This window comes from Nitrospirillum guaranorum (assembly GCF_034653275.1).
GTDB lineage: Bacteria > Pseudomonadota > Alphaproteobacteria > Azospirillales > Azospirillaceae > Nitrospirillum.
This window is the reverse complement of sequence record NZ_JAYEES010000003.1, coordinates 1,425,910-1,450,576: the sequence shown is the minus strand read 5'-3', so window position 1 is coordinate 1,450,576 and position 24,667 is coordinate 1,425,910. Positions and strand designations below refer to the sequence as shown.

Genomic DNA, 24,667 nt, shown 5'->3' with positions numbered 1-24,667 from the left:
GCCCCTACCCCACCACCCCGCTCTCCAACACCGTCAGGGTGCGGGCCGTGGCGTCCAGGTGGGCCTGGACGCCCAGCGGCAGGGTCAGGGTCTCATCGGTGTGGCCCAGGGCCAATCCGGAAAAGACGGGGATGCCCAGGTCGCCCAGCACCAGGTCGAACACCTCGTTCAGGCCATAGGGCGAGGCGTCGGAGGGCTTGTCGCACCCAGCGCAGGCGCCGACGGCGATGCCGGACGCAGCCTGAAGCTTTCCGGCGTGGCGCAGGGTCCACAGCATGCGGGCGATGGCGTAGGGCGCCTCATCCACGTCCTCGACCATGAGGATGGCGCCGCGCGTGTCTATCTCCCACGGCGTGCCCATGGCGGCCATGATCATGGACAGGTTGCCGCCCACCAGCCGGCCGCTGGCCTGGCCGGGCGCGATGGTCCGCAGCGGGTAGTTGGGGCGGAGCGGATTGCCCTCCTCCGGATTGGAGAGGGCGCCCAGGGGCTCCGGCGCGCAGATGGCGCGGCGCAGCGCCTCCAGCGAATAGGGGGTGAACTTGGTCAGGCCCGGCATGCGGCCGTGGAAGGTGACCAGACCGGCCTTGCGCGCGATGGCCAGGTGCAGCAGCGTGGGATCGCTGAACCCTAGGAAGATCTTGGGGTTGCGGCGTATGAGGTCGTAGTCCACGCGGTCCACGATCTCACTGATGCCGTAGCCGCCGCGCGCGCAGAAGACGCCGCGGATGGCAGGGTCGGCCATAAAGCCGTGCAGGTCGGACAGCCGCTCCTGGACGGAGGCCTTGAAGGCTCGCGACCGGTCGAAGAGATGGGGGACAGCACCGGCACCAGACCCAGGGCCTGGACGATGGCCGCCACCCGGTCGGCGACGGCGGGGTCGTAGACGGCGGTGCTGAGGTCCAGCACGCCCACCTTGTCGCCCGCCCGCACCATCGGGGGCTTGATCGGCGAGCCGCCCGCCGCCGCCGGAGCCGAAGAGGCGATGACGGCGGCGGTGCCCGCCGTCGCCAGGAATGAACGCCGATCCACTGCCGCCCCCCTGTCATGAGGACGGCAGCTTAAAGGATGCCGGCGGGCCCGCAAACCCGCCGGTTATCTCAGATGGGCGCCGTCGCGGTGGCCAGCCAGGCGGCGGCGTCCGCCTCCAGGTGCGGCCCGACCTTTTCCGCGACGCGGGCGTGATAGGCGTTCAGCCAGGCCTTCTCCGCCTCCGTCAGCAGCGACGGCTCGATCAGATTGCGATCGATGGGCGCCAGGGTCAGGGTCTCGAACGCCATCATGGGATGGTCGCCGCCGGGAATGTCCGCCGCCGGCCGCACCAGCACCAGGTTCTCGATGCGGATGCCGTATTCGCCCGCGCGGTAATAGCCGGGCTCGTTCGACAGGATCATGCCCGGCACCATGGCCACCGCGTTGGGCGCCTTGGCGATGCGGGCCGATTCCTCATGCACCGACAGGAAGCTGCCCACGCCATGGCCGGTGCCGTGGTCGTAATCCAGGCCCTGGGCCCACAGGAACTGGCGGGCCAGGATGTCGATCTGCGAGCCGGTGGTGCCCTTGGGGAAGCGCAGGGTGGCCAGGGCGATGTGCCCCTTCAGCACCAGGGTGAAGTGGCGCTTGGCGTCGGCCGGTGGGGTGCCCACGGCGACGGTGCGGGTGATGTCGGTGGTGCCGTCCAGGTACTGCCCGCCGCTGTCGATCAGGTAGACGCTGTCCTTTTCCAGCACGCGGTTGGTCTCGGGCGCCGCGCGGTAGTGGACGATGGCGCCATTGGGCCCGGCGCCGGAAATGCTGTCGAAGCTGGTGCCCCGGAACAGGGGCTGTTCCTTGCGGAACTCGAACAGGCGATCCGACGCCTCGATCTCCGTCAGGGTGCTGGCCGCCGCCGCACCGCTCAGCCAGTGCAGGAAGCGGGTGACGGCCACACCGTCGCGGGCATGCGCCGCGCGGGTGCCGGCGATCTCGACCGTGTTCTTGGCGGCCTTGCGGAACACGGTGGGATCGCGTTCCTTCACCACCCGGGCCCCGGCCTCGGTCAGGCGGTCGAACACCCAGGACGCGGTCCAGACGGGGTCGACCCGCACCTTGCCGCCGGTGGCGCCGATGGCCTCCAGCGCGCCGCGCAGCTCCTCCGGCTTGCGGACGGAGACTTGGTTGCCCAGGTGGACCTCCAGCCCCGGCACCAGCTTGCGGCTGTCGATGAACAGGTCGACGTCACCGTCATTGGTCAGCAGGGCGTAGGACAGCGGCAGGGGCGTGTTGGGCACGTCGCCGCCACGGATGTTCAGCAGCCAGGCGATGCCGTCCGGCTGGGTCAGCACGGCCGCCAGTTCCCCATTGCGCTTCAGCTCGGCCGCGATCTCCGCCCGCTTGTCGGCGGAGGACTGGCCGGCCTGGGCCAAGGCCTGGGCGACGACGGGGCCCAGCGGGGCGGAGGGGCGGTCGTGCCAGATGGCGTCCAGCGGGTTGGTGTCCACCGCCACCAGGTCCGCGCCGGCGCGGCCCAGGGCCGCCTTCATGCGGTCGATCCAGCCCACGGTGTGCAACCACGGGTCATAGCCGATCCGCCCACCCTTCTTGACGATGCCGGCGATCCAATCGCCATGGAAGGTCTCGGTCAGGTGGTGGCGCTCATACAGGCTGGCCGACACCTGGGCCTCGGCCTGCAGGGTGTAGCGGCCGTCGACGAAGACGGCGGCGCGGTCTCGCAGCACCACGGCGACACCGGCCGAGCCGGTGAAGCCCGTGATCCAGGCCAGGCGCTCCGACCGAGCGGGCACGTACTCGCCCTGGAATTCATCGGCGCGGGGGATGACGAACCCGTCCAAATCCATGCGCGCCAGTTCCGCGCGCAGCGCCGCCACGCGGGCGGCGATGTCGCCCACCTGCGGCGGGGGCGGCGCCTCGATCAAGCTCTTCAACGCGGCCAACTGCGCCGCCAGTTCCTCCGGCAGGTCGCGGCCGAACAGGGACAGGAAATGGCCCGGGTCCACATCCTCCGGCGCCGCCCGCACCCCGCGCAGCAACTCCCGCACCCCGGCCACGTCACGGTCGATGCCGGCGGCCTTCAGCAGGCGCGCCAGCTCGGCATCGCCCCGGTAGGGTTCAACGGCGGGGTGCGGGGTATGATGGGTGCTGTCCACGGATAAGACGCCTCTCTCAAGGCCGCGAGGATCGGCGGCCGATTGATTTGGGGGACGAAGCTAGGACGTGGCACGCCCGCGCGCAAGAAGGTGCGCCCGTCGCCATCCCAGACGTCGCGGGCCCTGCCCATGGCCGCCCTCAAGCCCCCTTGCCGCCAGTGTAGGCGAGGCTTTTGACAGCATCAAATTTTTTGGTGGGAAACCCCTCATGCGAAGGGGGAAGCGTCGCGGCGGAGACCAACGCGGGGAGAAGACCCCCGCCGCGACTACCGGCTCCGGTCGCCCGATGCCGTATCCGTCGGGCCGTCCGTCCAAGTGGACGGCGGTGCCCAAGGCCTTTGTGATACGCCCACGCCGCCGCCCCTGTCTGCCGCGTTTACACACGCGTTACATGAATTTACAGGCCTGAAAACGCTCCCGGAAACGACGAACGCCGGCCCTGGACGGGACCGGCGTTCAACATCCTGAAAATTTTGGATCCCGGGGTTTTCGGGCTTGGGGTTCAGCCCTTCATCACCAGCGTGTTCCACTCGCCGATCTGGTAGCGGCGCACCAGCTTCAGGCCCTGGCGGCGGTGGGCGGCGATGACCAGCTTCTCCTGCCGGGCCAACAGGCCGGACAGCACGGCCACACCGCCCCGGCGCAGGTTGCGGCGCAGCTGCGGCGCCATGCGGGCCAGGGGCCGCGCCAAGATGTTGGCCACGATCAGGTCGTAGGGCCCCTTCTGACGCACGATGGGGGTGCGATAACCGTCGCCGCCCCGGCAGGTCACCAGCTTGTCCACCTTGTTCAGGCGGGCGTTCTCGGCGGCGATCATGATGGACAGGGCATCGATGTCCACCGCCGCCACCGGCGCGTGCCACAGCTTGGCGATGGCGAAAGCCAGGATGCCGGAGCCGCAGCCCATGTCCAGCGCCCGGGTGACGGGCATGGACTTGTTGAGATCGCTCAGCGCGCGCAGGCAGCCCTGGGTGGTGGCGTGCTCACCGGAGCCGAAGGCCATGGCGGCCTCGATCAAGAGGCCGATGGCGCCGGCGGGCACCGGCTTCTTGTGGTGGCTGCCGTGGACGAAGAAGCGGCCGGCGCGGATGGGCGGGAAGCTGAGATAGGTTTGGGTCACCCAGTCGATGGGGGCCAGCGGCTCCACCTCGATCTGCGGCTGCGGCACGCCCAGGGCCATGGCCAGCACGGTGACGCGGGCCACCAGGCGGGACTGGTCGGGCTCGCCATGGCTGGTGCCCTCGATCAGCCAGTTGTCGCCCTCTTCCAGCTCGAAGGTGGACACGGCGTCGACATGGCTCTCCAGCACCTGGGCGAAGTTCTGCACCACATCCTCATGCACCGTCAGTGCGACCCGCCACATGCCCGACATCACCCACACTCCCGCACAATCATGAAAGCCCATGGCAAAAGGTTCCGGCGGGCTGCCCCGCCGGAACCTGCGCATTCTCTATAAACGGTGCTGATTCGCCTGTGAAGCCACATACATATACCGGCTTCTTGGCCGGTATATGTATCGGACGCGACCACGGCCGCGGCCCAGCGGGCCGTAAGCCCCCCAATGCGAAACCCACTGGGCGCGTGAACGCAGCCTTCCGCCAGGAAGGCGTATCAGTTGTCCTTCTGATCCAGCAACCGTTCCATCTCGGTGATGACGGCGTCCATGCGCCGCACCAGCGCCTGGTAGGGCGCGGGCGAGGCCATGTCCAGGCCGGCCTTGCGCAGCACGTTGACCGGATAGTCCGACCCGCCGGCCTTCAGCGCCGCCAGGTAGGTGTCACGCGCCGCCGGACCGCCATCGCGGATCTTCTCCGTGAAGTAGGCGGAAGCCGAGATGGAGGTGGCGTACTGGTAGACGTAGAAGGGCCGGTAGAAATGGGGGATGAAGGCCCATTCCGCCGCGTACACGGGGTCGATCTGCATCACGCCCTGGTCGGCGCCATGGTACTTGCGCAAGAGATCCAGGTAGATCTCCGTCATGCGCTTGCCCGACATGGGCTCACCCTTCTCCACCGCGTCATGCACCCGCAGCTCGAACTCGGCGAACATGGTCTGGCGGAAGAAGGTGGCGCGGATGGTTTCCAGCTCATTGCCCAGATAGAGCAACTTTTCCTGCTTGGTCTTGGCGTTGGCCAGCATGTAGTCGGACAGCAGGAATTCGTTCGCCGTGGACGCGATCTCCGCCATGAACAGGGAATAGCCCGCCAGCTCATAGGGCTGGGTGCGGTTGGCGAAGGTGGTGTGCATGGCGTGGCCCCATTCATGGGCCAGCGTGGAGACGGAGTTGTAGTTGTCCTGGTAATTCAGGAAGACCACGGGGTGCAGGCCATAGACGCCCGTCTGATAGGCGCCGGACTGCTTGCCCTCCTGCGGATAGGCGTGCATCCAGCGATGGGCAAAGCCGTCCGCCAGCGCCTTCTGGTAATCGTCACCCAGCGGCTTCACCGCCGCCAGCACCAGCTTCTCGCCCTCCTCGACCGGGAACTTGGCGTCGGACGACACCAGGGGCGGATAGATGTCGTAATAGTGCAGGTCGGGCAGGTTCAGCATGCGCTGCCGCAGCTTGAAATAGCGGTGCAGCGTGGGCAGACCCTTGTTGGCCTCCGCCACCAGGGTGCGGTAGACGCCCTCGGGAATGTCGTTGTTGGACAGCGAGGCCGCCACCGCCGACGGGTAATGGCGCAGCTTGGACTGGATGACGTCGCCCTGCACCGTGTTGCCCAGGGTGGAGCCCATGGTGTTTGAATACTGGCCGAACTTGGTCCAGAAGGCGTCGAACACGGCCTTGCGCACGGCGCGGTCCGGATCCTCGCGATACTTCTGGTAATTGGCCTGGGTCAGCTTCACCGACTGCCCATTGGGAAGGGTGATGGTGGGCCAGTCGATGTCGGCGTTGGACAGCAGGTTGTAGGTGGTGCCGCTGCCGCCCAGCGCCGGGCTCAGCGCCGCCAGCACCCCCTCGGCCTCCGCCCCCAGGGTATGCTGCTTCAGGCGCAGGGCGTCATGCAGGGCGAAGCCGAACTTGGCCAGCTTGGGCTCGGCCTTGAGGTAGGCGTCGACCTTGGCGGCGCCCAAGGCCTGGATCTCCGGCGACAGCCAGGCGGTCGCGGCCGAGACCTCGCCCGACAGGTCCTGGGCCAGGCCGTCCCGCTCCTGCGCCGGCGCGTCGCGCGTGTCGGTGCTGGCGATGGTGCTGGCGTAGGTGCCCACCTGCTCCAGCTCATGATAGACGCCGTAGATGGCCTCCAGCGCCGCCAGCGTGGCGGCCGGTCCCTTCGCCAGCGTGCCCTTGTACTTGGCCAGGCCCGGCAGTTCGGCCTTGATCCTGGCCCGCGCCGCATCCCAATCCGCCGGCGACTTGTAATAGTCGCTCAGGTCCCAGATGTATTTGGGATCGACCTTGGGATCATCCGCCGCGCGCGCCGGCACGGCCAGCGCCAGCAGGGAAACGGTGGACGCCGCGGCCAGGACGGCGCGGCGTAGAGTGATCTTGCCCAACATTCAGCAAAGCCCCCGATGTTCATGAGCGGAAGCCGGCGACACGAGCTTCCGCAGGTTGGGCCCTTTATATCAGGCACTTGCGGCCAAGGCGCGGGGTGGTTTGTAACACGGGCGTAACGGCGAAGCCCTGCGACCCCTCCACCCAATTGCCTTGAATTGCCGCCGGGCAGCCGGTCTTATCACGGCACGCCACGGCAAGGACCGGCCCCCAAGATGAGCACCCCCGCAGCCCTGTTCCGAGTAGCGTTGCTCGCGCACCGCGCAGGTGATCTGTCCCGCGCGGCGGCCGCTTATCAGCGGCTGATGGAGCAGACGGGGCCGGAGCGGCAGGAGCACCGCGACGCGCTCAGCAACCTGGGCGCGCTGCGCCTGTCCCAGGGCAACGCCGCCGAGGCCGACCGCCTGTTCCAGGCCGGCCTCGCCCTGGCGCCCCGTGATGCCTTACTGCTGGACAACCGGGGCATCGCGCTGCGGGCCTTGGGCCGGCTGGCCGAGGCGGCGGACCATCACCGCCAGGCCATCGGCGCCGACCCCGGCCAGGCCAACGCCTATGCCAACCTGGGCATCTGCCTGACGGACCAGGGCGACCTGGGCGGCGCCCTGCGCTGCCTGGAACGCGCCGTGGCGCTGGCGCCCAACAACGCCGATTCCTGGCACAACCTGGGCATGGTCCATGAAAGGCTGGGCGACGCGGCGGCCGCTATCCGGGCCTACCGCCGGGCGGTGACGCTGGCGCCCACCCACCGGGCGGCCTGGATCAATTTGGGCGTGACATTGAATGACATCGGCGACAGCGCCGGGGCCCTGGCGGCCTACGACGCCGGCCTGGCGCTGGACCCCGATGATGCCAAGCTCCATTGGAACCGCTCGCAGGCCTTGTTGAAGCTGGGCCGCCTGGCCGAGGGCTGGGCCGAGTTCGAGTGGCGCTGGGGCGGCAATGCCACCCTGGCGGCGCAGCGCCGCCCCTTCGCCATGCCCCTTTGGTCCGGCGGGGATTTAGGCGGCGGCGCCTTGCTGATCCATTCCGAACAGGGCTGGGGCGACACCTTGCAGATGCTGCGCTTCCTGGCGCCGGCGGCGCGAGCCGCCAACGCCCGCCTGGTGGTGGAAACGCGGGCGGAACTGATCCGGCTGATCGAGGCCAGTTGGGATTTGCTGGGCCTGGCGGGAGTTGACCCTGTCTTGCTGCCCCTGGCGGCGGGCTTTCCCGGCGTCGACGGCCTGCCCCCGGCCGACGCCCACCTGCCGATGATGAGCCTGCCCGGCCACCTGGGCGTCACGCTGGACCGCCTGCCCGGCGCGCCGATCCCCTATTTGCGGGCACCGGACGACAGCCGCCGGCGATGGGCCCACCGCATCGCCGAGCGCCGGAACGGCCGGCGCCTGGCCGCCGGGCTGGTCTGGCAGGGAAACCCCGGCCACTGGAACGACCGCCGCCGGTCCGTGCCGCCGGACGCGCTGGCGCCGTTGCTGCGGCGCGCGGACATCGCCTGGCACAGCCTGCAGAAGGATGGGGCGCCGGTGGCCGGGCCCCTCCCCCTGGGACCGGAGCTGACCGACTTCGCCGAGACGGCGGCGGCCATCAGCGCCCTGGACCTGGTCATCACCGTGGACACCGCCGTGGCCCACCTGGCGGGGGCCCTGGGGCGGCCCACCTGGCTGTTGCTGCCCCATGTGGCGGAATGGCGCTGGATGGAGGACCGCGCCGACAGCCCCTGGTATCCGTCGATGCGCCTGTTCCGCCAGCCACGGCCCGGCGACTGGCCGGCCGTGGTGGTGGCGGTGGGGGAAGCGCTGGACACGCTTTAGTCCTTTGGAACCATCTCCGCCTGGGCCACCCGCTGCTGGTACTCTCGTTGTTGTTTCTCTCCCGCCTCATCGAACAGGAAAGGCAGATAGGCGTAGCGGCGGCCCCGGGTGACCGGCAGCGCCTCGTGCAGCAGGCTGCAAGAGAAGACCACGGCGCCGCCGGTGGGCGCGCGATAGGTGTGGGGCCCGAATTCGGGGAAGCGCAATTCCCCACCCTCATAGTCTTCCGTGTTCAGGTTCAGGGTGACGGCGAACCGGCGGTGGGCGGTGCCGGCGGAGGTGTTGTCGCGGTGCGGCTTGAAATGGCCGCCTTCCTCCGCGTCGTAACAGGCGACCACGTGGCGTTCCATGCGCGTGGCTTCGAAGGCGAAGGCCTGGCGCACCTGGGGCAGCAGGCGGCGGGCGATGCGCTGGGTCGCCGCCTGGCACAGCGCCTCCTCCTCCATGAAGTAGTCGCGGCGGCGCTTGCGGGCGTAGTCGTAGACCCCCACCAGCCGGCCGTCGACCTCGTTCATCACGCCCGAATCCAGGCCGCCGTGACGTTGGTGCAGCGCGACCAGCAGGCGGCAGAAATCGGGCTCGAACACCCGGGGCACCACCAGGACGGGCGCCTGCACCGCCATGCCGGCGTGCAGATCCGGGGGCGGCAGGGCCGCCACCGCCGCCATGATCTGTTCCGCCTCGGCGGCGGGTGCCGCCATCAGGACCCGCAGGGTGGGATCCAGCAGCAGCCAGAAGCCGGTGTGGACGCCATCCGCGCCGATGGCCCCATAGCCCCGGCTGAGACTGCAATCATGATCCAGGAAATAGCGGATGCCCGGCAGCTGTGGCGTGACGCGGCCGGCGGCATCATCACCGGCGTCGGTGGTGACGCCGAAAAAGCAGACCCGGTCGTCATCGAACAGGGCGCGGTTCGCCGCCACCGCGCGCAGCATGCCGGCGCCCGCCGCTTCCCCGGCCGACGCGAAGAAGGCCAGCAGAACATGGCGGCCGGCCACGGTGTCCAGGGCGAAACGGGGATGCGTATGGGTGGGGCCGTTGAACCACGGCACGGGCTCGCCGCAGACGAACCGCTCCCAAGGACCTGATGCCGACATCGCTGTGCTGACTTCCTAACTAACAGCGCCTCTTGATGGCCACCATAGCAGCAACCCGCCCCCGGGCCGCCAGGGGGCGTTCCGTCGCTGGCCGCCATACCTCAGCCGTCGGCCACCGCCGCCGTCAGGTAGGCCCGCAGCACCAGCCGCATCTCTGCGATCAGGGCCGCCGCCGCCCCCTCCTCCGCCAATTCCGGGACGGCCTTCATCAGGTGCAGCAGCATGACGGAGACGACGGCCACCCGATCCGCCGGCAGGGCCGGGGCGTAGGCCGACAGCACGCCGGCGATACGGCCCTGAACGACACCGCGCAGGTATTGGCGCCGGTTATCGCAATCCACCCGCGCATCCATCAACACCTTCAGCGCCGTGCGCTCGCTTTTCAGCGCCATCATCAGGTCCAGCAGCGCATCGACCAGGTCGCCCGCCGTCAGGTCGGGCGCCCGGGCGGCGATGGCGTCCAGGCCCGCGCCCGCCCGTTCGCCATAGCGGCGCAGCACCCCCTCGGCCAGCGCCTCCTTGGACGGGAAGAAACGGTAGAGCGACCCGATGGCCGTGCTGGATCGCGCCGCGATCTCCGTCATCGTGGCGGCGTCATAGCCTTTTTCTGCGAACACCAGGGTGGCGGCGTCCAGCAGGGCGGCCACGCGCTGCCGCCCGCGCGCCCGCTTGGGCGCCCGCCCGGCCCCGTCGGGGGCGGCATCCGCCGCGGCTGTTGACTTTTGCGAGGACATCCTCAACTATCCGTTATGCGAGATCATCCTCGCATAACATGGGCCGCCGCCGCCGTCACCTCCTCAGCTGGGCGCCGCCACTTGGGCACCACGTTGCCCCTCACCACCCTGACGCGGGAGGAACCGCATGAGGACCACCCTGGACAGCGGCCTGCCCCCCTTGATCCTGGAGCGCGGCCACGGCATGCGCCCCGCCGCCGCCAAACGCCACTGGCTGGGTCGCCTGCTGCGCGGCTTGCGGGCCGGGGATGCGCGCCTGGTCGTGAACCACCCCCTGGTGAAGGACGCGCCCGCCAGCCTGCGCCTCAGCAGCCCCGCCTTTGCCGAGGGCGCCGCCATCCCCCGCCACCATGCCGGCGGCGGCGTGGGTGGGAACCTTTCCCCGGCGCTCACCTGGACAGGCGTGCCCGCCGGCACGGCGGCCTTGGCCCTGGTGATGCAGGACCCGGACGCCCCCCTGCCCCGGCCGGTGACCCACCTGCTGGCCACGGCCATCGCCCCCAAGCGCAAGGGCTTCGAGGAGGGGGAGCTGTGCCCCCAGGTGGGCAACGGCGTCGTCCTGGGCCGGGGCCTGTTCGGCCGCATCGGCTATGCCGGGCCGCGTCCGGTGCGCGGCCATGGCCCCCATCGCTACGTCTTCCAGCTGCTGGCCCTGGAACACCCGCTGGCCCTGCCGGACCTGCCCAGCCTGGCCGACCTGCTGGCGGCCCTGACACCCCAGACCGTGCTGGCCTGGGGCACCCTGACCGGAACGTACGAGCGGGCGTGAGGCGCCGGTCCGCCGCCCTTATTTCCCCGCCTGGTCCGCCGGCACGACGAAGCTGTCCATGACCTTCTTCGTGCCGGCGTGTTCGAAGTAGATTTCCAGCTTGTCGTTCTCCACCGCCTTCACCACGCCGTAGCCGAACTTCTGGTGGAAGACGCGGGCGCCGGGGCGGAAGGGGGCATCGGGGCGGGCGCGCGGGGTGACGTCCAGGGCCGTGCCCTCGATCAGCCGGCTGGTGCGGTTGCCGGCGGGCGCCTGGCGTCCCATGCGGTTGAAGCTGTCGCTGAAACTGTCGCTGCGGGCCCCCCAGGACGAACCGCCCCGGCTATACCCGCCGTCGGTGCCCCCCATCGCCTGCCCCCAATGGCCGGAGGTGAGCCCGGGGTCATTCTCCACCGTGATATGATCGTCCGGCAGTTCGCCGATGAAGCGTGACGGCAGGCTGGTGGACCAGGTGCCGTGGATGCGCCGGTTGGCGGCGTGGCTGATGTAGACGCGCTTGCGGCCACGGGTGATGCCGACATAGGCCAGCCGCCGCTCTTCCTCCAGCCCCGCGATGCCGTTCTCATCCAGAGTGCGTTGGCTGGGGAACACGCCCTCCTCCCACCCGGGCAGGAAGACCACGTCGAACTCCAGGCCCTTGGCGCCATGCAGGGTCATGAGCGAGACCTGGGCGGAATCCACCGTCTCCGCATTCTCCATCACCAGGCTGACATGCTCCAGGAAGCCCAGCAGGTTCTCGAACTCGCCCATGGCGTTGACGAGTTCCTTCAGGTTTTCCAAGCGCCCCGGCGCCTCCGGCGTCTTGTCCTCCTGCCACATGCGGGTATAGCCGCTCTCATCCAGGATGGACTGGGCCAGGTCGGTGTGGCGCACGGTGTCCATCTGCGACCGCCACCGGGCGAAGTCCTCTACCAGCCCGCGCAGGGTGCCGCGCACCTTGGGCTTCAGCTCGTCCGTCCCGGTCAGGCGCCAGGTCGCCTCCAGCAGCGGCACGCCCAGCACGCGGCTGGTCTGGTACAGCTGTTGGATGGTGGCGGGGCCGATGCCGCGCTTGGGCGTGTTGATGATGCGCTCGAACGCCAAATCGTCCGCCGGCTGGGCCACCACGCGCAGGTAGGCCATGGCGTCGCGGATTTCCAGGCGCTCATAGAAACGCTGTCCGCCCACCACGCGGTAGGGCAGACCCAGGGTGATAAAGCGCTCTTCGAACTCGCGGGTCTGGAAGCCGGCGCGCACCAGCACGGCCATCTGGTCCAGGCTGGTGCCCTTGCGCTGCAGCGCCTCCACCTCGTCACCCACCCAGCGCGCCTCGCTGTCGGCGTCCCACAGGCCGCGCAGGCGCACCTTTTCCCCGCCATCGGCCTCGGTCCACAGCGTCTTGCCCAGACGGCCCTGGTTGTGGGCGATGACGCCGGCCGCGGCCCCCAGGATATGGCCGGTGGAGCGGTAGTTCTGTTCCAGGCGGATGACCTTGGCGCCGGGGAAGTCCTGCTCGAACCGCAGGATATTGCCCACCTCCGCCCCGCGCCAGCCGTAGATGGACTGGTCGTCGTCGCCGACGCAGCAGATGTTGTGATGCCCCTGGGCCAGCAGGCGCAGCCACAGGTACTGCGCCACGTTGGTGTCCTGGTACTCATCCACCAGGATGTAGCGGAAGCGGCGATGGTAGTCCGCCAGCACATCCGCGTGCGCCTGGAACAGGGTGATGTTGTGCATCAGCAGGTCGCCGAAGTCGCAGGCGTTCAGCGTGCGCAGGCGCTCCTGGTATTGACGGTACAGGGTCAGCACCTTGCCGCCGGCGGCCTCGCCCGCGTCCTCGGGGCGCAGGCGGTCGGGCGGCAGGGCCCGATCCTTCCAACGCTCGATGACCGACAGCAGCAAGCGGGCCGGCCACTTCTTGGCGTCCACGCCCTCCGCCTCCATCAGCTGCTTCAGCAGGCGCAGCTGGTCGTCGGTGTCCAGGATGGTGAAGCTGGAGGTCAGGCCCACCAGCTCGGCATGGCGACGCAGGATGCGGGCGGCCAGGGCGTGGAAGGTGCCCATCCACCAGCCCTCGGTGTCCGTGCCCATCAGCGCGCCCACGCGCTCCCGCATCTCGCGCGCCGCCTTGTTGGTGAAGGTGACGGCCAGGATGTTCCAGGGGCTGACGCGCCGGGTCATCAGCAGGTGGGCCAGGCGGGTGGTCAGGGCGCGCGTCTTTCCCGTGCCGGCACCCGCCAGCACCAGGACGGGACCGTCCAGCGACTCCACCGCCTCGCGCTGCGCCGGGTTCAGCGCGTCGAGATAGGCGGGCGACCAGCCAGTTGGCCCATGGGGGGGCATGGGCGGCGGCGGGGCCGGCGCGGGGCGCGGGGCCATGACGGACGTGGCGGCGAAGGGCACAACCTTCTCAGGCTCGTCCTTCTTGGGCGGGGCGGGCGGGTCCAGACGGGAAAACAGGTCGGTCATGATGGGAACATATATAGCACAAGCCTCGTTTCGTCTGCCCCCGCGATGACTTTCCCCACCTTCTCCGCCGTCTGCCCCCCCTTTCGCCAGAGGGGACCTCCCCTAAAGGCCGGGCACCTATCTCGTTGCACAAGAGGTTCATATGGTGGAAAGATAATGATCACCATGATGAAGCCGTTCGGACGGTCCCGCGCCCCCTCGGGCGGCGGCCGGCGAAGCGGGGAGTGAACCGATGAACCTGCGCTTGAACGACACCAAGACGCTGCAAGCGATCGGCATCCTGGCCGATGTCCTGGACGACCTGTCCGGGCCTGAGCGGCTGGAATGCCTGATGGCGGCCAACGCCCTGCGCCAGGTTCTGGAAACCCGGTCGGAGAACGCGCTGGTCTTCGCCCGCGAGGCGTTCGAGTCGCTGGAACCCGACGTGCGGCACCAGATCCACACGGACGCCACCGAGGCCGCCGTCAAGGTGGTCGCCGCCACCCGTGCGCAGGGCACCCTGCGCGCCACCCGCGACCGCAAGTCGACCGGCAGCCCCTTCCTGGACGCCATTAACGCCGGCGGCATGAAGACCGAGCGCAAGTGGTGATCCAAATGGTGAGCGGGGACGCCCGCCCCGTCCCCACCGCCATATCGTCCTGATGTCGAAGGCCTCAACGAAGCGAAGCGACGAGGCCGCGGCGGCGGCCCCCGGAACCTTTCGGGGAGCGTCAGCGGACTGAAAGGTGAGGATAGCCGAAGGGTCGGATGGCCCTGCTGGCGCCCGGAGCAACTATACAAAAGCCGCTTCGGTATCCACATGCGCCCGCACCTGGTTGCGGCCCTCATGCTTGGCCATGTACAGCGCCTCGTCCGCGCGCTGGACGAAACGGCCTAGCGTTTCCCCGGGCTCATACAGCGCGACGCCCACCGACAGGGTGATGTTGCCGATGGCGGCCCCCGAGGTGCGCTTGACGATGCGGCGGTTGGCGATGGTGGCACGGGTCTTCTCCGCGAAGGCCAGCGCCTCGTCCAGGGTGCATTCCGGCATGATGATGGCGAATTCCTCACCGCCGAAGCGGGCAGCGGTATCGCGGCCGCGCACCGAGTCCTTCAGCGTGCGCCCCACCAGCTTGAGCACCTGGTCACCCACGACATGGCCGTGGTTGTCGTTGAACTTCTTGAAGAAATCGATGTCGATCATCAGCAGGCACAGGGGCCGGCCATCTTCCATGGCGGTGGCGGCGGCCTCGCGCAGGGCCTGGTCGAACTGCTTGCGGTTGGCCAGGTCCGTCAGCGCGTCGGTCATGGCCTCGCGCCGCACGGTGTCCAGGTCGCGGCGCATGGTTTCCAGCTGCTGCGCGCTGTCGCTCAGCTGGGTTTGCAGGAACTGGTTGCGCACGGCCACGCGCTGGGCCTGTTCCGTCATGGCGCGGATGACGCCGCGCAACTGGTCCAGGGTTTCGGACAGGTCGACCTGCCCCTGGAACACCTTCAGCGCCGCGCCGAAATTGCCCACATCATTGCCGGCGGTGGCGACGGCGCCGGTGACGCCGGCCAGGGCCTCCGTCAACTTGACGCCGATCTCCTGGATGGCCTGGATCTCGTCATCGGCGGCGAAGAACTTGTGGTAGAGGTCGGCGCAACGCGCCTCGGTGAAGGGCAGGCCGTTGCTGGCGATGATGTCCACCGCCCGGGTCAGGTCGGGATAACGGCCGCTGCAGTAGGCATACCAGACGGTGAAGTTGTGCGGGTGCGGGGCCACCGCCTCGGCGCGCATGCGCTCCATCGCCCGTTGGGCGAGGTGGCCGGCAGCCTGTGGTCCCTCCGCGAACAGCACGTGCTCTCCCTACGCCATCTGGTCCGGGGCGCCTTCCACGGTCCCCTATGCGGGCTGGGCGGTTTTCGGTTCACTACCTCTATAGGTAGCCATTTTCAGGACGGCCGCCCGCCGCCCCTACCCCGTAAGAATAAGTCACAAAACGGCGGGGATGGAAACGGCGGAAAATCGGAAAGAGTCGCCATATCCGAAATTGTTCGTTGCCCCCGAAGCCGCGCCGCCTAAGGGCGCACTCAAAAAAGCGTGTGACGCCCGCAAACAAACAGGCCCGCGCCTGAGGGTGCATCCCCCGCGCGGGCCCGCGAATACAAGGGCGACTCTTGACCGAGCCGCCGCAACCCTATCAGGCGGAGGTGATCGCCCGCTCGACCAGCTGGCCCAGGTGCTGGGTGCGCTTGGTCAGGCTCTGCAGCACGGCGGAGATTTCCGCGGTGGCGGCGGCGGTCTGCCCCGACAGGTTCTTCACTTCGCCGGCGACGACGGCGAAGCCCTTGCCAGCCTCGCCCGCGCGGGCGGCTTCGATGGTGGCGTTCAGGGCCAGCAGGTTGGTCTGCTTGGCGATGGCGTCAATCTGCTGGGCGACGGTGCCCACCTTTTCGATCTCGGCGCGCAGGCCTTCCAGTTCCCGGCTGATTTCCTGGAGGGCGGAGGACAACTCGGTCTTCGACAGACTGGTGGGCGTGGAGCTCATCGATGGCACCTGAGGTTGATTAGGGTATCGCTGGATCGGTGGCCGGGAATGATGGCCGGGTGTCCCCTGCCGGGACGGCCAACCCGGTGCCTTCTAATACCACAGAAGAACAGGGGCCGGGACGCACAAAATCAACCCCTGCGCATATAGCTGGATTTATTTGGTTCGGTTCCGAAACAATCCAGACGCGGAGCTTTGGAAATAAGAAAAGGCCGCCCTGGGTCCCCCCGGGGCGGCCTTCCCGATCATGACGCGGGTTCGGCCTCAGGCCTGGAAGCGCAGGGCCTTGGCGCGCACCACGCTGGGCAGGCCCTGGATGCGTTCCAGCAGGCCGTCAGCCACCTCCTGGTCCACCGACACCAGGGCGATGGCGTTGGCGCCGGCTTCGGTGCGGCCCAGATGGAAGGTGGCGATGTTGACGCCGGCGTCGCCCAGGGTGGTGCCCAGCTTGCCGATGAAGCCGGGCTTGTCCTCGTTACGGATGAACAGCATGTGCTCGCTCAGCTCCGCCTCGATCGGCACTTCCTCAATCTGCACGATGCGGGGCTTCTCGCCGCCGAACAGGGTGCCGGCCACGGTGCGGGTCGCCCGCTCGGTCTGCACCACCACACGGATCAGGGTCTGGTAGTCGGCGGCGTCATCCCGCTTGGTCTCCGCCACCTTGATGTCCCGCTCGCGGGCGATGACGGGGGCGTTGACCATGTTGACCGACGCCAGCAGGGGCGACAGCAGGCCCATGAGGACGATGGCGGTCAGCGGACGGGTGTTGAGGTCGGCGACCTGGCCCTCGTACTCCACCGTCACAGACTTCAGGCCGGTCTCGGTGATCTGGCCCGCGAAGCCGCCCAGCTGCTCGGCCAGCTTCATATAGGGCTTCAGCTTGGGCGCGTCCTCGGCCGAGACCGAGGGCATGTTCAGCGCGTTGACCACGGCGCCGGTGACCAGGAAGTCGGACATCTGCTCGGCCACCTGCAGGGCCACGTTCTCCTGCGCCTCGGTGGTGGAGGCGCCCAGGTGCGGCGTGCAGATGATCTTCTCGTTGCCGAACAGGATGCTTTCCTTGGCCGGCTCCTCGGCGAACACGTCCAGGGCGGCGCCGGCGACATGGCCGCTCTCCAGCGCCGCCTTCAGGTCGGCCTCGACGATCAGGCCGCCACGGGCGCAGTTGATGATGCGCACGCCCGGCTTGGTCTTCGCCAGGGCCTTGGCGTCCAGGACGTTGCGGGTGGCGTCGGTCAGCGGCGTGTGCAGGGTGATGAAGTCGGCGCGGCGCAGCAGCTCGTCCAGCTCCACCTTCTCCACGCCCAGATCCTGGGCGCGCTCGGCCGACAGGAAGGGGTCGAAGGCGACGACGCGCATCTTCAGGCCCACGGCGCGGTCGGCGACGATGGAGCCGATGTTGCCGCAGCCGATGACGCCCAGGGTCTTGCCGTACAGCTCGACACCCATGAAGCGGTTCTTTTCCCACTTGCCGGCATGGGTGGAGGTGTTGGCGGCGGGGATTTCACGAGCCAGCGCGAACATCATGGCGATGGCGTGCTCGGCGGTGGTGATGGAATTGCCGAACGGGGTGTTCATGACCACCACGCCGCTGGCGGTGGCGGCGGGCACGTCCACGTTGTCGACGCCGATGCCGGCGCGACCGACCACCTTCAGGTTGGTGGCGACCGCCAGCACTTCCTTGGTGACCTTGGTGGACGAGCGGATGGCCAGGCCGTCGTACTTGCCGATGATGGCCTTCAGCTCATCGGGCTTCAGGCCGGTGATGACGTCAACCTCGACGCCGCGTTCCTTGAAAATCTCGACGGCGCGGGGGCTCAGGCTGTCCGAAATGAGAACCTTGGGCATGGCTCTGCGATCCTTCTGCAGGATGGGCCGGCGCCGCCCCCGGATGGACTCCGGGTGTTCAGGGCGGCGCCAGGCCGTATGTCGGGAAAGGCGTGTAAGACGCTAAGGCTCGGCTCAGGCGACCAGTTCGGCCGCGACCGTGGCGTAGGCCCAGTCGATCCAGGGCAGCAGCGCCTGGATGTCGGACCGCTCCACCGTGGCGCCGCCCCAGATGCGCAGGCCGGGCGGGGCGTCGCGGTAGGCGCCGGCGTCCAGCGCCACGCCTTCCTTTTCCAGCAGGGCCGCCACCTTCTTCGCCACCTCCGCCTGCACGTCCGGCGTCTGGCCGGCCAGCTTCGGGTCGGCGAACTTCAGGCAGATGGAGGTGCAGGAGCGGGTGGCGGGCACCTCGGCCAGGAAGGCCGCGGTGGTGCCGGCGGCAACCCAATCGGCCACGGCGGCCAGGTTGCTTTCGGACCGCTCGATCAGGCCCTTCAGGCCGCCCACGGACTCGGCCCAGCGCAGGCCGTCCAGGGCATCTTCCACCGCCAGCATGGAGGGGGTGTTGATCGTCTCGCCCTTGAAGATGCCTTCGACGATCTTGCCGTCCTTGGTCATGCGGAAGATCTTGGGCAGCGGCCAGGCCGGCTTGTAGCTTTCCAGGCGGGCGACGGCGCGGGGGCTCAGCACCAGCATGCCATGGGCCGCCTCACCGCCCAGGACCTTCTGCCAGGACCAGGTCACCACATCCAGCTTGTCCCAGGGCAGATCCATGGCAAACGCGGCGGAGGTGGCGTCGCAAATGGTCAGGCCCTCGCGGTCGGCCGCGATCCAGTCACCATCGGGCACACGTACGCCGGAGGTGGTGCCGTTCCAGGTGAAGACCACGTCGTTCTTGAAGTCGACCTGCGCCAGGTCGGGCAGCTTGCCGTAGCCGGCGGTGAAGGTGCGGGCGTCGGGCAGCTTCAGCTGCTTCACGACGTCGGTCACCCAATCCTTGCCGAAGCTTTCCCAGGCGACCATGTCGACGCCCCGGGCGCCCAACAGCGACCACAGGGCCATTTCCACAGCACCGGTGTCGGAGGCCGGGACGATACCGATACGGTAGTCGGCCGGGATGTTCAGCAGGGCGCGGCTGCGGTCAATGACCTCTTGCAACTTGGCCTTGCCGGGCTTGGACCGGTGCGAGCGGCCCACCAGGGCGCCCTTCAAGGCTTCCAGCGTCCAACCCGGACGCTTGGCGCAAGGACCAGAGGAGAAATTCGGATTCGACGGCCGGCTCTCGGGCTTCGGCGGTACGGTCATGATGCTATTCCTTGCAGAATAGTTGCGCCTCGTTGGGGAGGCGTGTCCCGCCGCGGACCTTATGGGCGTCGCGCAAGAACGTCAATCATGACAGCATGGCGGCGACACATTGCTGCCATGCCAGAACGCATCGCGAAACATCCTTTCGGATATGATGTCCAATCCGCCAACGGCATGGGCTGCACCCGGGCCGTCGTAGGACGCGATCGCGTCCGCCGGAGGTTTCCGGGGAGCGTCAGCGGACTGGAAATCGAGGAAAGCCAAGGCCACGAACGTAATCGCCCGGCACCTGAAGGAGCAATAAAATCAAGCCGCCGCGTGGGGAATCAGGGCCGGGGGAACCAGGCGGCTCGCCGCCAAATTCTCACACAGCTTGAAATAGTTGTCCCGCCGCTCCGTCGCGCTCTCGAATCGCTCCAGGTAGTTCAGGATGAACTCCGGCCGGCGCAGGGCCGTGGTCAGCGTCTCGCTGGCGAAGGTGCGGGCCCTGCCCTCCGGCAGGCCGCCGCAGGTGTTGATCAGGGCCAGCATGCGGTCGGCGAAGCCCATGGCCTGGTTGCCGACGATCTCCGTCCGCACCGTCTCGAACAGGGCGCTGTCCAGGATGTCCAGCATCTCCCGCTTGGAGGTTTCGGGCAGGCCGGCGTTCTGGATGCGGTCGGACAGTTCGCTCAGCGGCTGGATGATGTCCATGCGCCGATTCTGGCAGCCCATGTCCCAGACGATGTCGTCCGGCACGATGAGGGAGCGCAGGTAGGGCGCCAGCTTGGCCTTGGCCTGCTTGCCCGGCGCCATGTTCACCAGGCTCAGGATCAGGTTGATCTTGGAATAGGTGCCGCGGGCCAGGGCCATGACGTCCGACATGCCTTCCGGCTGGATCAGCTTGTCGGCGCGCAGCGCGATGGCTTCCTGGATTTCCTCGTCATTCACCAGGGTGGGCGCCGTGGCCTTGAGGTGGTCCTGGATGCGCACCAGGGCGCGCAGTTCATCCTGGATGTTGCGCTCGCCATGGAACGGCAGGCGGGCGTGCAGGTGGCGCAGCAGGCCCAGCCGCAGTTCCGCCAGCGTGCGCGGCAGCACGCCCTGGGCCAGCAGTTCCGACAGGGTGATGACGCCGGGCAGATGGCTGCCGGCGTCATCCATCTCCACCTTGCCCAGCTTGCCGACGTAGAGGTTGATGGCGTTCAGCACCAGCTCGATGCGGTCGGCCTCCTTCCCCACCAGTTCGCGCAAGGCCAGGGAGGAGCCCATGATCTCGGCGGCGATGCTGTCGATGATTCGCATCTCGCGCACCGTCAGCTCGGGGCTGAACAGGCGGAACAGCCGGTCCAGCTTCTCCATCCAGGTCTTGCAGCCGGCGAGATAGGCGGCGGTGGCGCGATAGAGGCCGGGGATGGGGTCGGCCCCGCCGGCGGCCAGCTTGTCCGACAAGGCCTTCAGGCCGCCGGGCGCCAGCGGCGGCACCGGGTTGCCCTTGGCCTTGGCCAGCAGACGGCTGAGGCCGTCGTCCACCATGGCCATCAGTTCCTTCATGCGCGACACGGCGCTCTGCTGGCTGCCGCGCACCTGCTGGCTGGCCAGGCGCTGCAGCGCGCCCTGGACCAGGGTACCGGCGTTGTCCAACGCGCGGGCCGCCGCCTCGTAATACAGCACTTCCAGCGGGGTCACGCGGACATCGTCCAGATAGCGGGCGAACAGGCCGCGGATGACCTGTCGCTGGACGTCGCCGGTGAAATCCTCCGCCTTGTCGCACCAGGAGGCGTCGCGGCCGGGGTTGGCGATCTGCAGCGGGTCGGTTTCCGCCACACCGGGGCGCAGGCGCTTGCGCACGGTGATGTGGCTCTTGAAGTCATGGTCCAGGTAATCGCGGCGGCGCACGATGCGGACGCCGTCGACCTCCTTGCGGTCGATCAGCAGGGCCGCTGCCGGCTCAATCTGCCGCAGGTCAGGCCCTTCCTTGACCAGAAGCCACTGGTCATTGTGCAGGCTGTGCAGCTCGAACGCGGTTTTCACCGTTCCGACCAGTTGCTGATGCCTTTCCACCGGGACCCTGGCTCCAACGAATAGCTGGGCGCGGCCGTAGTGTTAATACAGCTTGAACGCCCGGTTTTATGAATGCGTCGCGCATCATCCCGCATCCACAGGGCCGGGTAAACGGCTATGTCCGCAACCACCCCTTCCGTAACCGGCATGCCGGCGAAAACGGAGTGATTTCGCACCCTGTGGTCGGGGTCACCCGGAGCGGAAGGGTCAAGCCATCGGTTGGGGGCAGACCAACCGATGCCATACCCCTTCCGACTCCGAAGCATTCGGGCATCCTCCCCAAAAGGTGGGGGCCGGATCAATCGGCTGAACGGCATAGACCGCTTCCCCGCCAAGTGAGAAGCGGTCCCAGGGTCAGATGTGGATGTGCCCCTCCAGGAACAGGACCGCGTCGCCGCCGATGCGCACGCGGTCGCCGTCCAGCCGGCAGCTAAGCGTTCCGCCCCGCCGCGATACCTGGCGGGCGGACAGCCGGTCGGCACCCAGGCGATGCGCCCAATAGGGAATGAGGGTGCAATGGGCCGACCCGGTCACCGGATCCTCGGGCACGCCCTTGGCCGGCGCGAAGAAGCGGGAGACGAAATCCACGCCCGGCTCATCCCCCGGCGCGGTGACGATGACGGCGAAACGGTCGATGCCCAGCAAGCCCGCCATGTCGGGGGTCAAGGCGCGCACGGCGGCGGCATCGTCATAGACCACCAGGTAATCCCGCGCGGCCAGGACGGCGGCGGGCGCCAGCCCGCCCAGGGCCGCGGCCAGACCCTCATGCACCCGGTCCGGTGTCCGCGGCGGGCGGGCGGGGAAGTCCAGGGTCAACCGCCCCTCCTCCCGCGCCACGGTCAGCAAGCCGGCCTTCTGGGTGCGGAACACCACACGCTCCGTGCCCGGGTGCAGGATGTTCATCATCAGGTGGGCGGTGGCCAGGGTGGCATGGCCGCACAAATCCACCTCCACGGCCGGGGTGAACCAGCGCAGGCCCCAGGCGCCGTCATCCTGCGGCCCCGGCGGCACGAAGAAGGCCGTCTCCGACAGGTTGTTCTCCATGGCGATGGCTTGCAGCGTCCCGTCCGGCAGCCAGGCGTCCAGCGGCACCACGGCGGCGGGGTTGCCGCCGAACGCCGCGCTGGTGAAGGCGTCGATCTGATAGATGGGCAGGCGCATGGCGGAACCTCCTCAGGTAGGGCGGCAATGACATTGTCGGCGCATGAAGGCGGATGACAATGGGGACAATTCCGGAATAAAACAGAGACATATCTCCATCAATGCCGATATTGTCGCCATGACAATGACCGAAAAGCAGCCGCATTGGCTGCCCGACATCACCCGCCGCCCAGGCCCGCGCTATCGCGCCATCGCCGCCGCCCTGCAGGACGACATCGGCAGCGGCGCCCTGCCCATCGGCGCCAAGCTGCCCACCCACCGGGATCTGGCTTGGCGCCTGGGCGTCACCGTGGGCACGGTGACCCGCGCCTACGCGGAAGCCGAACGCAGCGGCCTGATCGGGGGGAGGTCGGGCGCGGCACCTTCGTGCGCGATCCCCGGCCAGCCGAGGCGCCAGTGGACAACACCGGCATCATCGACCTGTCGGTCAACGCCCTGGCGCAGCACCCCAACGAGGAACGGCTGCGCCACGCGCTGCTGGGCCTGGCGTCGCGTAACGACCTGTCGGGCCTCATGCATTATCCCCCCGTGAACGGCAGCGCCCGCCACCGCCAGGCGGGGGCGGCGTGGATCGCCCAGACCACGGGCCTGGCGGTGGACCCGGCCCTGGTGCTGCCCACGGCTGGGGGCCAGAACGCCATGCACCTGGCCCTGGCCGCCATCACCCGGCCCGGCGACAGCCTGCTGGTGGAGCAGCTGTCCTACCCGGCGGTGAAGCCGCTGGCGGGGCTGCTGGACCTGCGGCTGGTGCCGGTGGCCATGGATGGCGGGGGGCTGCTGCCCGACGCGCTGGAGCAGGCGGCCCGCGCCCACGGCGCTCACGCCCTCTACTGCATGCCGCGCCTGCACAACCCCACCACGGTAACGCAGGGGCCCTACCGCCGCGAGGCGGTGATGGCCGTCTGCCGGCAGGCCGGCATCCGGGTGGTGGAGGATGACGTCTACGGCTTCCTGGCCGACGATCCCGGCCCACCGCCCTTGGCGGCGCTGGATCCAGAGCGGGTGCTGTTCCTGACCAGCCTGTCCAAGAACCTGATGCCCGGGCTGCGCACCGGCTTCCTGCTGTGCCCGCCGGCCCTGATGGACCGGGTGCGCACCCTGCTGCGCGCCACCCTGCTGGGCGTCAACCCGCTGGGGGCGGAGCTGTCGGCGGAATTCATCCTGTCCGGCGCCGCGCTGGAGAGCGCCACCCAACGCCGCGCCCTGGTGGCGGACCGCCAGGCCCAGGCCCGCAGCCTGCTGCCCGGCGCCACGTCCGACCCCGCCTGCCCGCACCTGTGGCTGACCCTGCCCGAGCCCTGGCGGCGCGAAGACTTCGCCCGCGCGCTGCTGAGCCGCGGCGTACGCGTCACGCCGGCCGACGCCTTCGCCGTGGCCCGGGGCGACACGCCCCACGCCGTGCGCGTCTGCATCGGCGGGGTGGAGCGGATGGAGGTGCTGGAACACGGCCTGCGTACGATCGCCGCCCTGCTGGCCGAGCCCGCGATGAGTGAGGTGTTGGTTTAGGGGAACGGCCTGACCGTGTGCATGTGGTTCAAAGGCCCGTGGCCGCCGCCCAGGCCAGGCGCGGTGCGGATGGCCTCCTGCACATAGGCGTGCGCCCGTTCCACCGCCTGAGGCGCGGCCAGCCCCTGGGCCAGACCGCAGGCGATGGCCGACGCCAGGGTGCAGCCGGTGCCGTGGGTGTGCACACTGTCGAAGCGGGGGGCGCTGTAGCTGTGCTCCCCACCCCGGGTGACCAGCAGGTCGGTCAAAACCGGGCCGGCGCGGTGCCCGCCCTTGACCAGCACGGCGTGGGCGCCGAACTCCAAGAGGCGGTCGGCGGCGCGGCGCATCCCGTCCAGGCTGTCGCCCTCGAAACTTTCCGGGGGTAGGCCGGTCAGGGCCGCCGCCTCCACCGTGTTGGGGGTCAGCAGCGTGGTGATGGGCAGCAACCGTGCGATCGCCACCGACACGGCGCGATCCTCCAGCAGGCGCTGACCGCCCTTGGCCGCCATGACCGGATCGACCACCAGGGCGGGCACGCCCACCTCGCTCAGCACCTCGGCCACCGTCTCGATGACCTCGGCGGAGGCCAGCATGCCCGTCTTGACCGCGTCGGCGCCGATGTCAGCCAGGCACAGCCGCATCTGCAGGGCGATGAACTCCGGCGGAACAGGCATCACCGCCTGGACGCCATGGGTGTCCTGCGCCGTCAGGGCCGTCACCGCCGTCATGGCGTAGCCGCCCAGCGCCGTCACCGCCTTGATGTCCGCCTGGATGCCGGCGCCGCCACCGCTGTCGGACCCGGCGACGATCAGGACACGGCCACGCATGC

General features: G+C 68.9%; 18 protein-coding genes and 1 pseudogene. 5 read left to right on the top strand and 14 right to left on the bottom strand.

Annotation, left to right across the window (positions count from 1 at the left end):
* Positions 1-4 precede the first annotated feature (4 nt).
* The 4 genes from UAJ10_RS15600 to pepF all read right to left on the bottom strand — a co-directional run bounded on the left by UAJ10_RS15600 (position 5) and on the right by pepF (position 6,647).
* Positions 5-757, bottom strand: a complete 753-nt coding sequence (locus UAJ10_RS15600; RefSeq protein WP_322917335.1) for a S66 peptidase family protein — start codon at positions 755-757, stop codon at positions 5-7.
* Between the two features lie 343 nt (positions 758-1,100).
* A complete protein-coding gene (locus UAJ10_RS15595) occupies positions 1,101-3,146 on the bottom strand; it encodes an aminopeptidase P family protein (RefSeq protein ID WP_322916177.1) in 2,046 nt (681 codons plus the stop codon).
* Positions 3,147-3,648: 502 nt separating this feature from the next.
* Positions 3,649-4,518 (bottom strand): 50S ribosomal protein L11 methyltransferase, encoded by an 870-nt coding sequence (locus UAJ10_RS15590; protein WP_322916176.1) that lies wholly within the window; start codon positions 4,516-4,518, stop codon positions 3,649-3,651.
* A gap of 239 nt (positions 4,519-4,757) precedes the next feature.
* A complete protein-coding gene (gene pepF, locus UAJ10_RS15585) occupies positions 4,758-6,647 on the bottom strand; it encodes an oligoendopeptidase F (RefSeq protein ID WP_322916175.1) in 1,890 nt (629 codons plus the stop codon).
* A gap of 213 nt (positions 6,648-6,860) precedes the next feature.
* On the opposite strand from pepF, the gene UAJ10_RS15580 reads away from it, so the two are divergent.
* Positions 6,861-8,456: a tetratricopeptide repeat protein gene (locus tag UAJ10_RS15580; RefSeq protein ID WP_322916174.1), complete on the top strand. Its 1,596-nt coding sequence runs from the start codon at positions 6,861-6,863 to the stop codon at positions 8,454-8,456.
* Here the strand turns inward: UAJ10_RS15580 and UAJ10_RS15575 are convergent.
* Both UAJ10_RS15575 and UAJ10_RS15570 read right to left on the bottom strand, forming a co-directional pair.
* Positions 8,453-9,553 carry a 2OG-Fe(II) oxygenase family protein gene (locus tag UAJ10_RS15575; RefSeq protein WP_322916173.1) on the bottom strand — a complete coding sequence of 367 codons (1,101 nt, stop codon included), beginning with the start codon at positions 9,551-9,553 and terminating at the stop codon, positions 8,453-8,455. The genes UAJ10_RS15580 and UAJ10_RS15575 overlap by 4 nt on opposite strands.
* 101 nt (positions 9,554-9,654) lie before the next feature.
* Positions 9,655-10,287, bottom strand: coding sequence for a TetR/AcrR family transcriptional regulator (locus UAJ10_RS15570; RefSeq protein WP_322916172.1), 633 nt, complete (start codon positions 10,285-10,287; stop codon positions 9,655-9,657).
* Positions 10,288-10,414: 127 nt separating this feature from the next.
* On the opposite strand from UAJ10_RS15570, the gene UAJ10_RS15565 reads away from it, so the two are divergent.
* On the top strand, positions 10,415-11,056 hold the full coding sequence (locus UAJ10_RS15565) for a YbhB/YbcL family Raf kinase inhibitor-like protein (protein WP_322916171.1): 642 nt from the start codon (positions 10,415-10,417) through the stop codon (positions 11,054-11,056).
* A gap of 18 nt (positions 11,057-11,074) precedes the next feature.
* On the opposite strand, the gene UAJ10_RS15560 is transcribed toward UAJ10_RS15565, so the two are convergent.
* Positions 11,075-13,378 carry an ATP-dependent helicase gene (locus tag UAJ10_RS15560; RefSeq protein ID WP_322917334.1) on the bottom strand — a complete coding sequence of 768 codons (2,304 nt, stop codon included), beginning with the start codon at positions 13,376-13,378 and terminating at the stop codon, positions 11,075-11,077.
* Positions 13,379-13,736: 358 nt separating this feature from the next.
* On the opposite strand from UAJ10_RS15560, the gene UAJ10_RS15555 reads away from it, so the two are divergent.
* On the top strand, positions 13,737-14,093 hold the full coding sequence (locus UAJ10_RS15555; protein WP_322916170.1) for a hypothetical protein: 357 nt from the start codon (positions 13,737-13,739) through the stop codon (positions 14,091-14,093).
* A gap of 183 nt (positions 14,094-14,276) precedes the next feature.
* On the opposite strand, the gene UAJ10_RS15550 is transcribed toward UAJ10_RS15555, so the two are convergent.
* The 6 genes from UAJ10_RS15550 to UAJ10_RS15525 all read right to left on the bottom strand — a co-directional run bounded on the left by UAJ10_RS15550 (position 14,277) and on the right by UAJ10_RS15525 (position 22,350).
* The gene (locus UAJ10_RS15550) at positions 14,277-15,323 is read right to left on the bottom strand and encodes a GGDEF domain-containing protein (protein ID WP_322916169.1); all 1,047 of its coding nucleotides are present in this window, start codon (positions 15,321-15,323) and stop codon (positions 14,277-14,279) included.
* Positions 15,324-15,666: 343 nt separating this feature from the next.
* Complete coding sequence (locus UAJ10_RS15545) at positions 15,667-16,014, bottom strand: methyl-accepting chemotaxis protein (protein WP_004273812.1); 348 nt, start codon at positions 16,012-16,014, stop codon at positions 15,667-15,669.
* Between the two features lie 264 nt (positions 16,015-16,278).
* Entirely contained in the window at positions 16,279-17,862 is a 1,584-nt protein-coding gene (serA, locus tag UAJ10_RS15540; protein WP_322916168.1) for a phosphoglycerate dehydrogenase, read from the bottom strand.
* Between the two features lie 114 nt (positions 17,863-17,976).
* Positions 17,977-19,146: a phosphoserine transaminase gene (locus UAJ10_RS15535; protein ID WP_322916167.1), complete on the bottom strand. Its 1,170-nt coding sequence runs from the start codon at positions 19,144-19,146 to the stop codon at positions 17,977-17,979.
* Positions 19,147-19,452: 306 nt separating this feature from the next.
* Positions 19,453-21,159, bottom strand: coding sequence for a hypothetical protein (locus tag UAJ10_RS15530; protein ID WP_322916166.1), 1,707 nt, complete (start codon positions 21,157-21,159; stop codon positions 19,453-19,455).
* A 384-nt stretch (positions 21,160-21,543) separates the two neighbouring features.
* Complete coding sequence (locus UAJ10_RS15525) at positions 21,544-22,350, bottom strand: PhzF family phenazine biosynthesis protein (protein ID WP_322916165.1); 807 nt, start codon at positions 22,348-22,350, stop codon at positions 21,544-21,546.
* Between the two features lie 43 nt (positions 22,351-22,393).
* On the opposite strand from UAJ10_RS15525, the pseudogene UAJ10_RS29900 reads away from it, so the two are divergent.
* Both UAJ10_RS29900 and UAJ10_RS15520 read left to right on the top strand, forming a co-directional pair.
* A pseudogene (locus UAJ10_RS29900) lies at positions 22,394-22,693 on the top strand (GntR family transcriptional regulator); the annotation flags it as partial.
* A 23-nt stretch (positions 22,694-22,716) separates the two neighbouring features.
* Entirely contained in the window at positions 22,717-23,856 is a 1,140-nt protein-coding gene (locus UAJ10_RS15520; RefSeq protein WP_322916164.1) for an aminotransferase-like domain-containing protein, read from the top strand.
* On the opposite strand, the gene thiD is transcribed toward UAJ10_RS15520, so the two are convergent.
* Entirely contained in the window at positions 23,853-24,665 is an 813-nt protein-coding gene (gene thiD / locus UAJ10_RS15515) for a bifunctional hydroxymethylpyrimidine kinase/phosphomethylpyrimidine kinase (protein WP_322916163.1), read from the bottom strand. The two genes, UAJ10_RS15520 and thiD, sit on opposite strands and share 4 nt — an antisense overlap.
* Positions 24,666-24,667 lie beyond the last annotated feature (2 nt).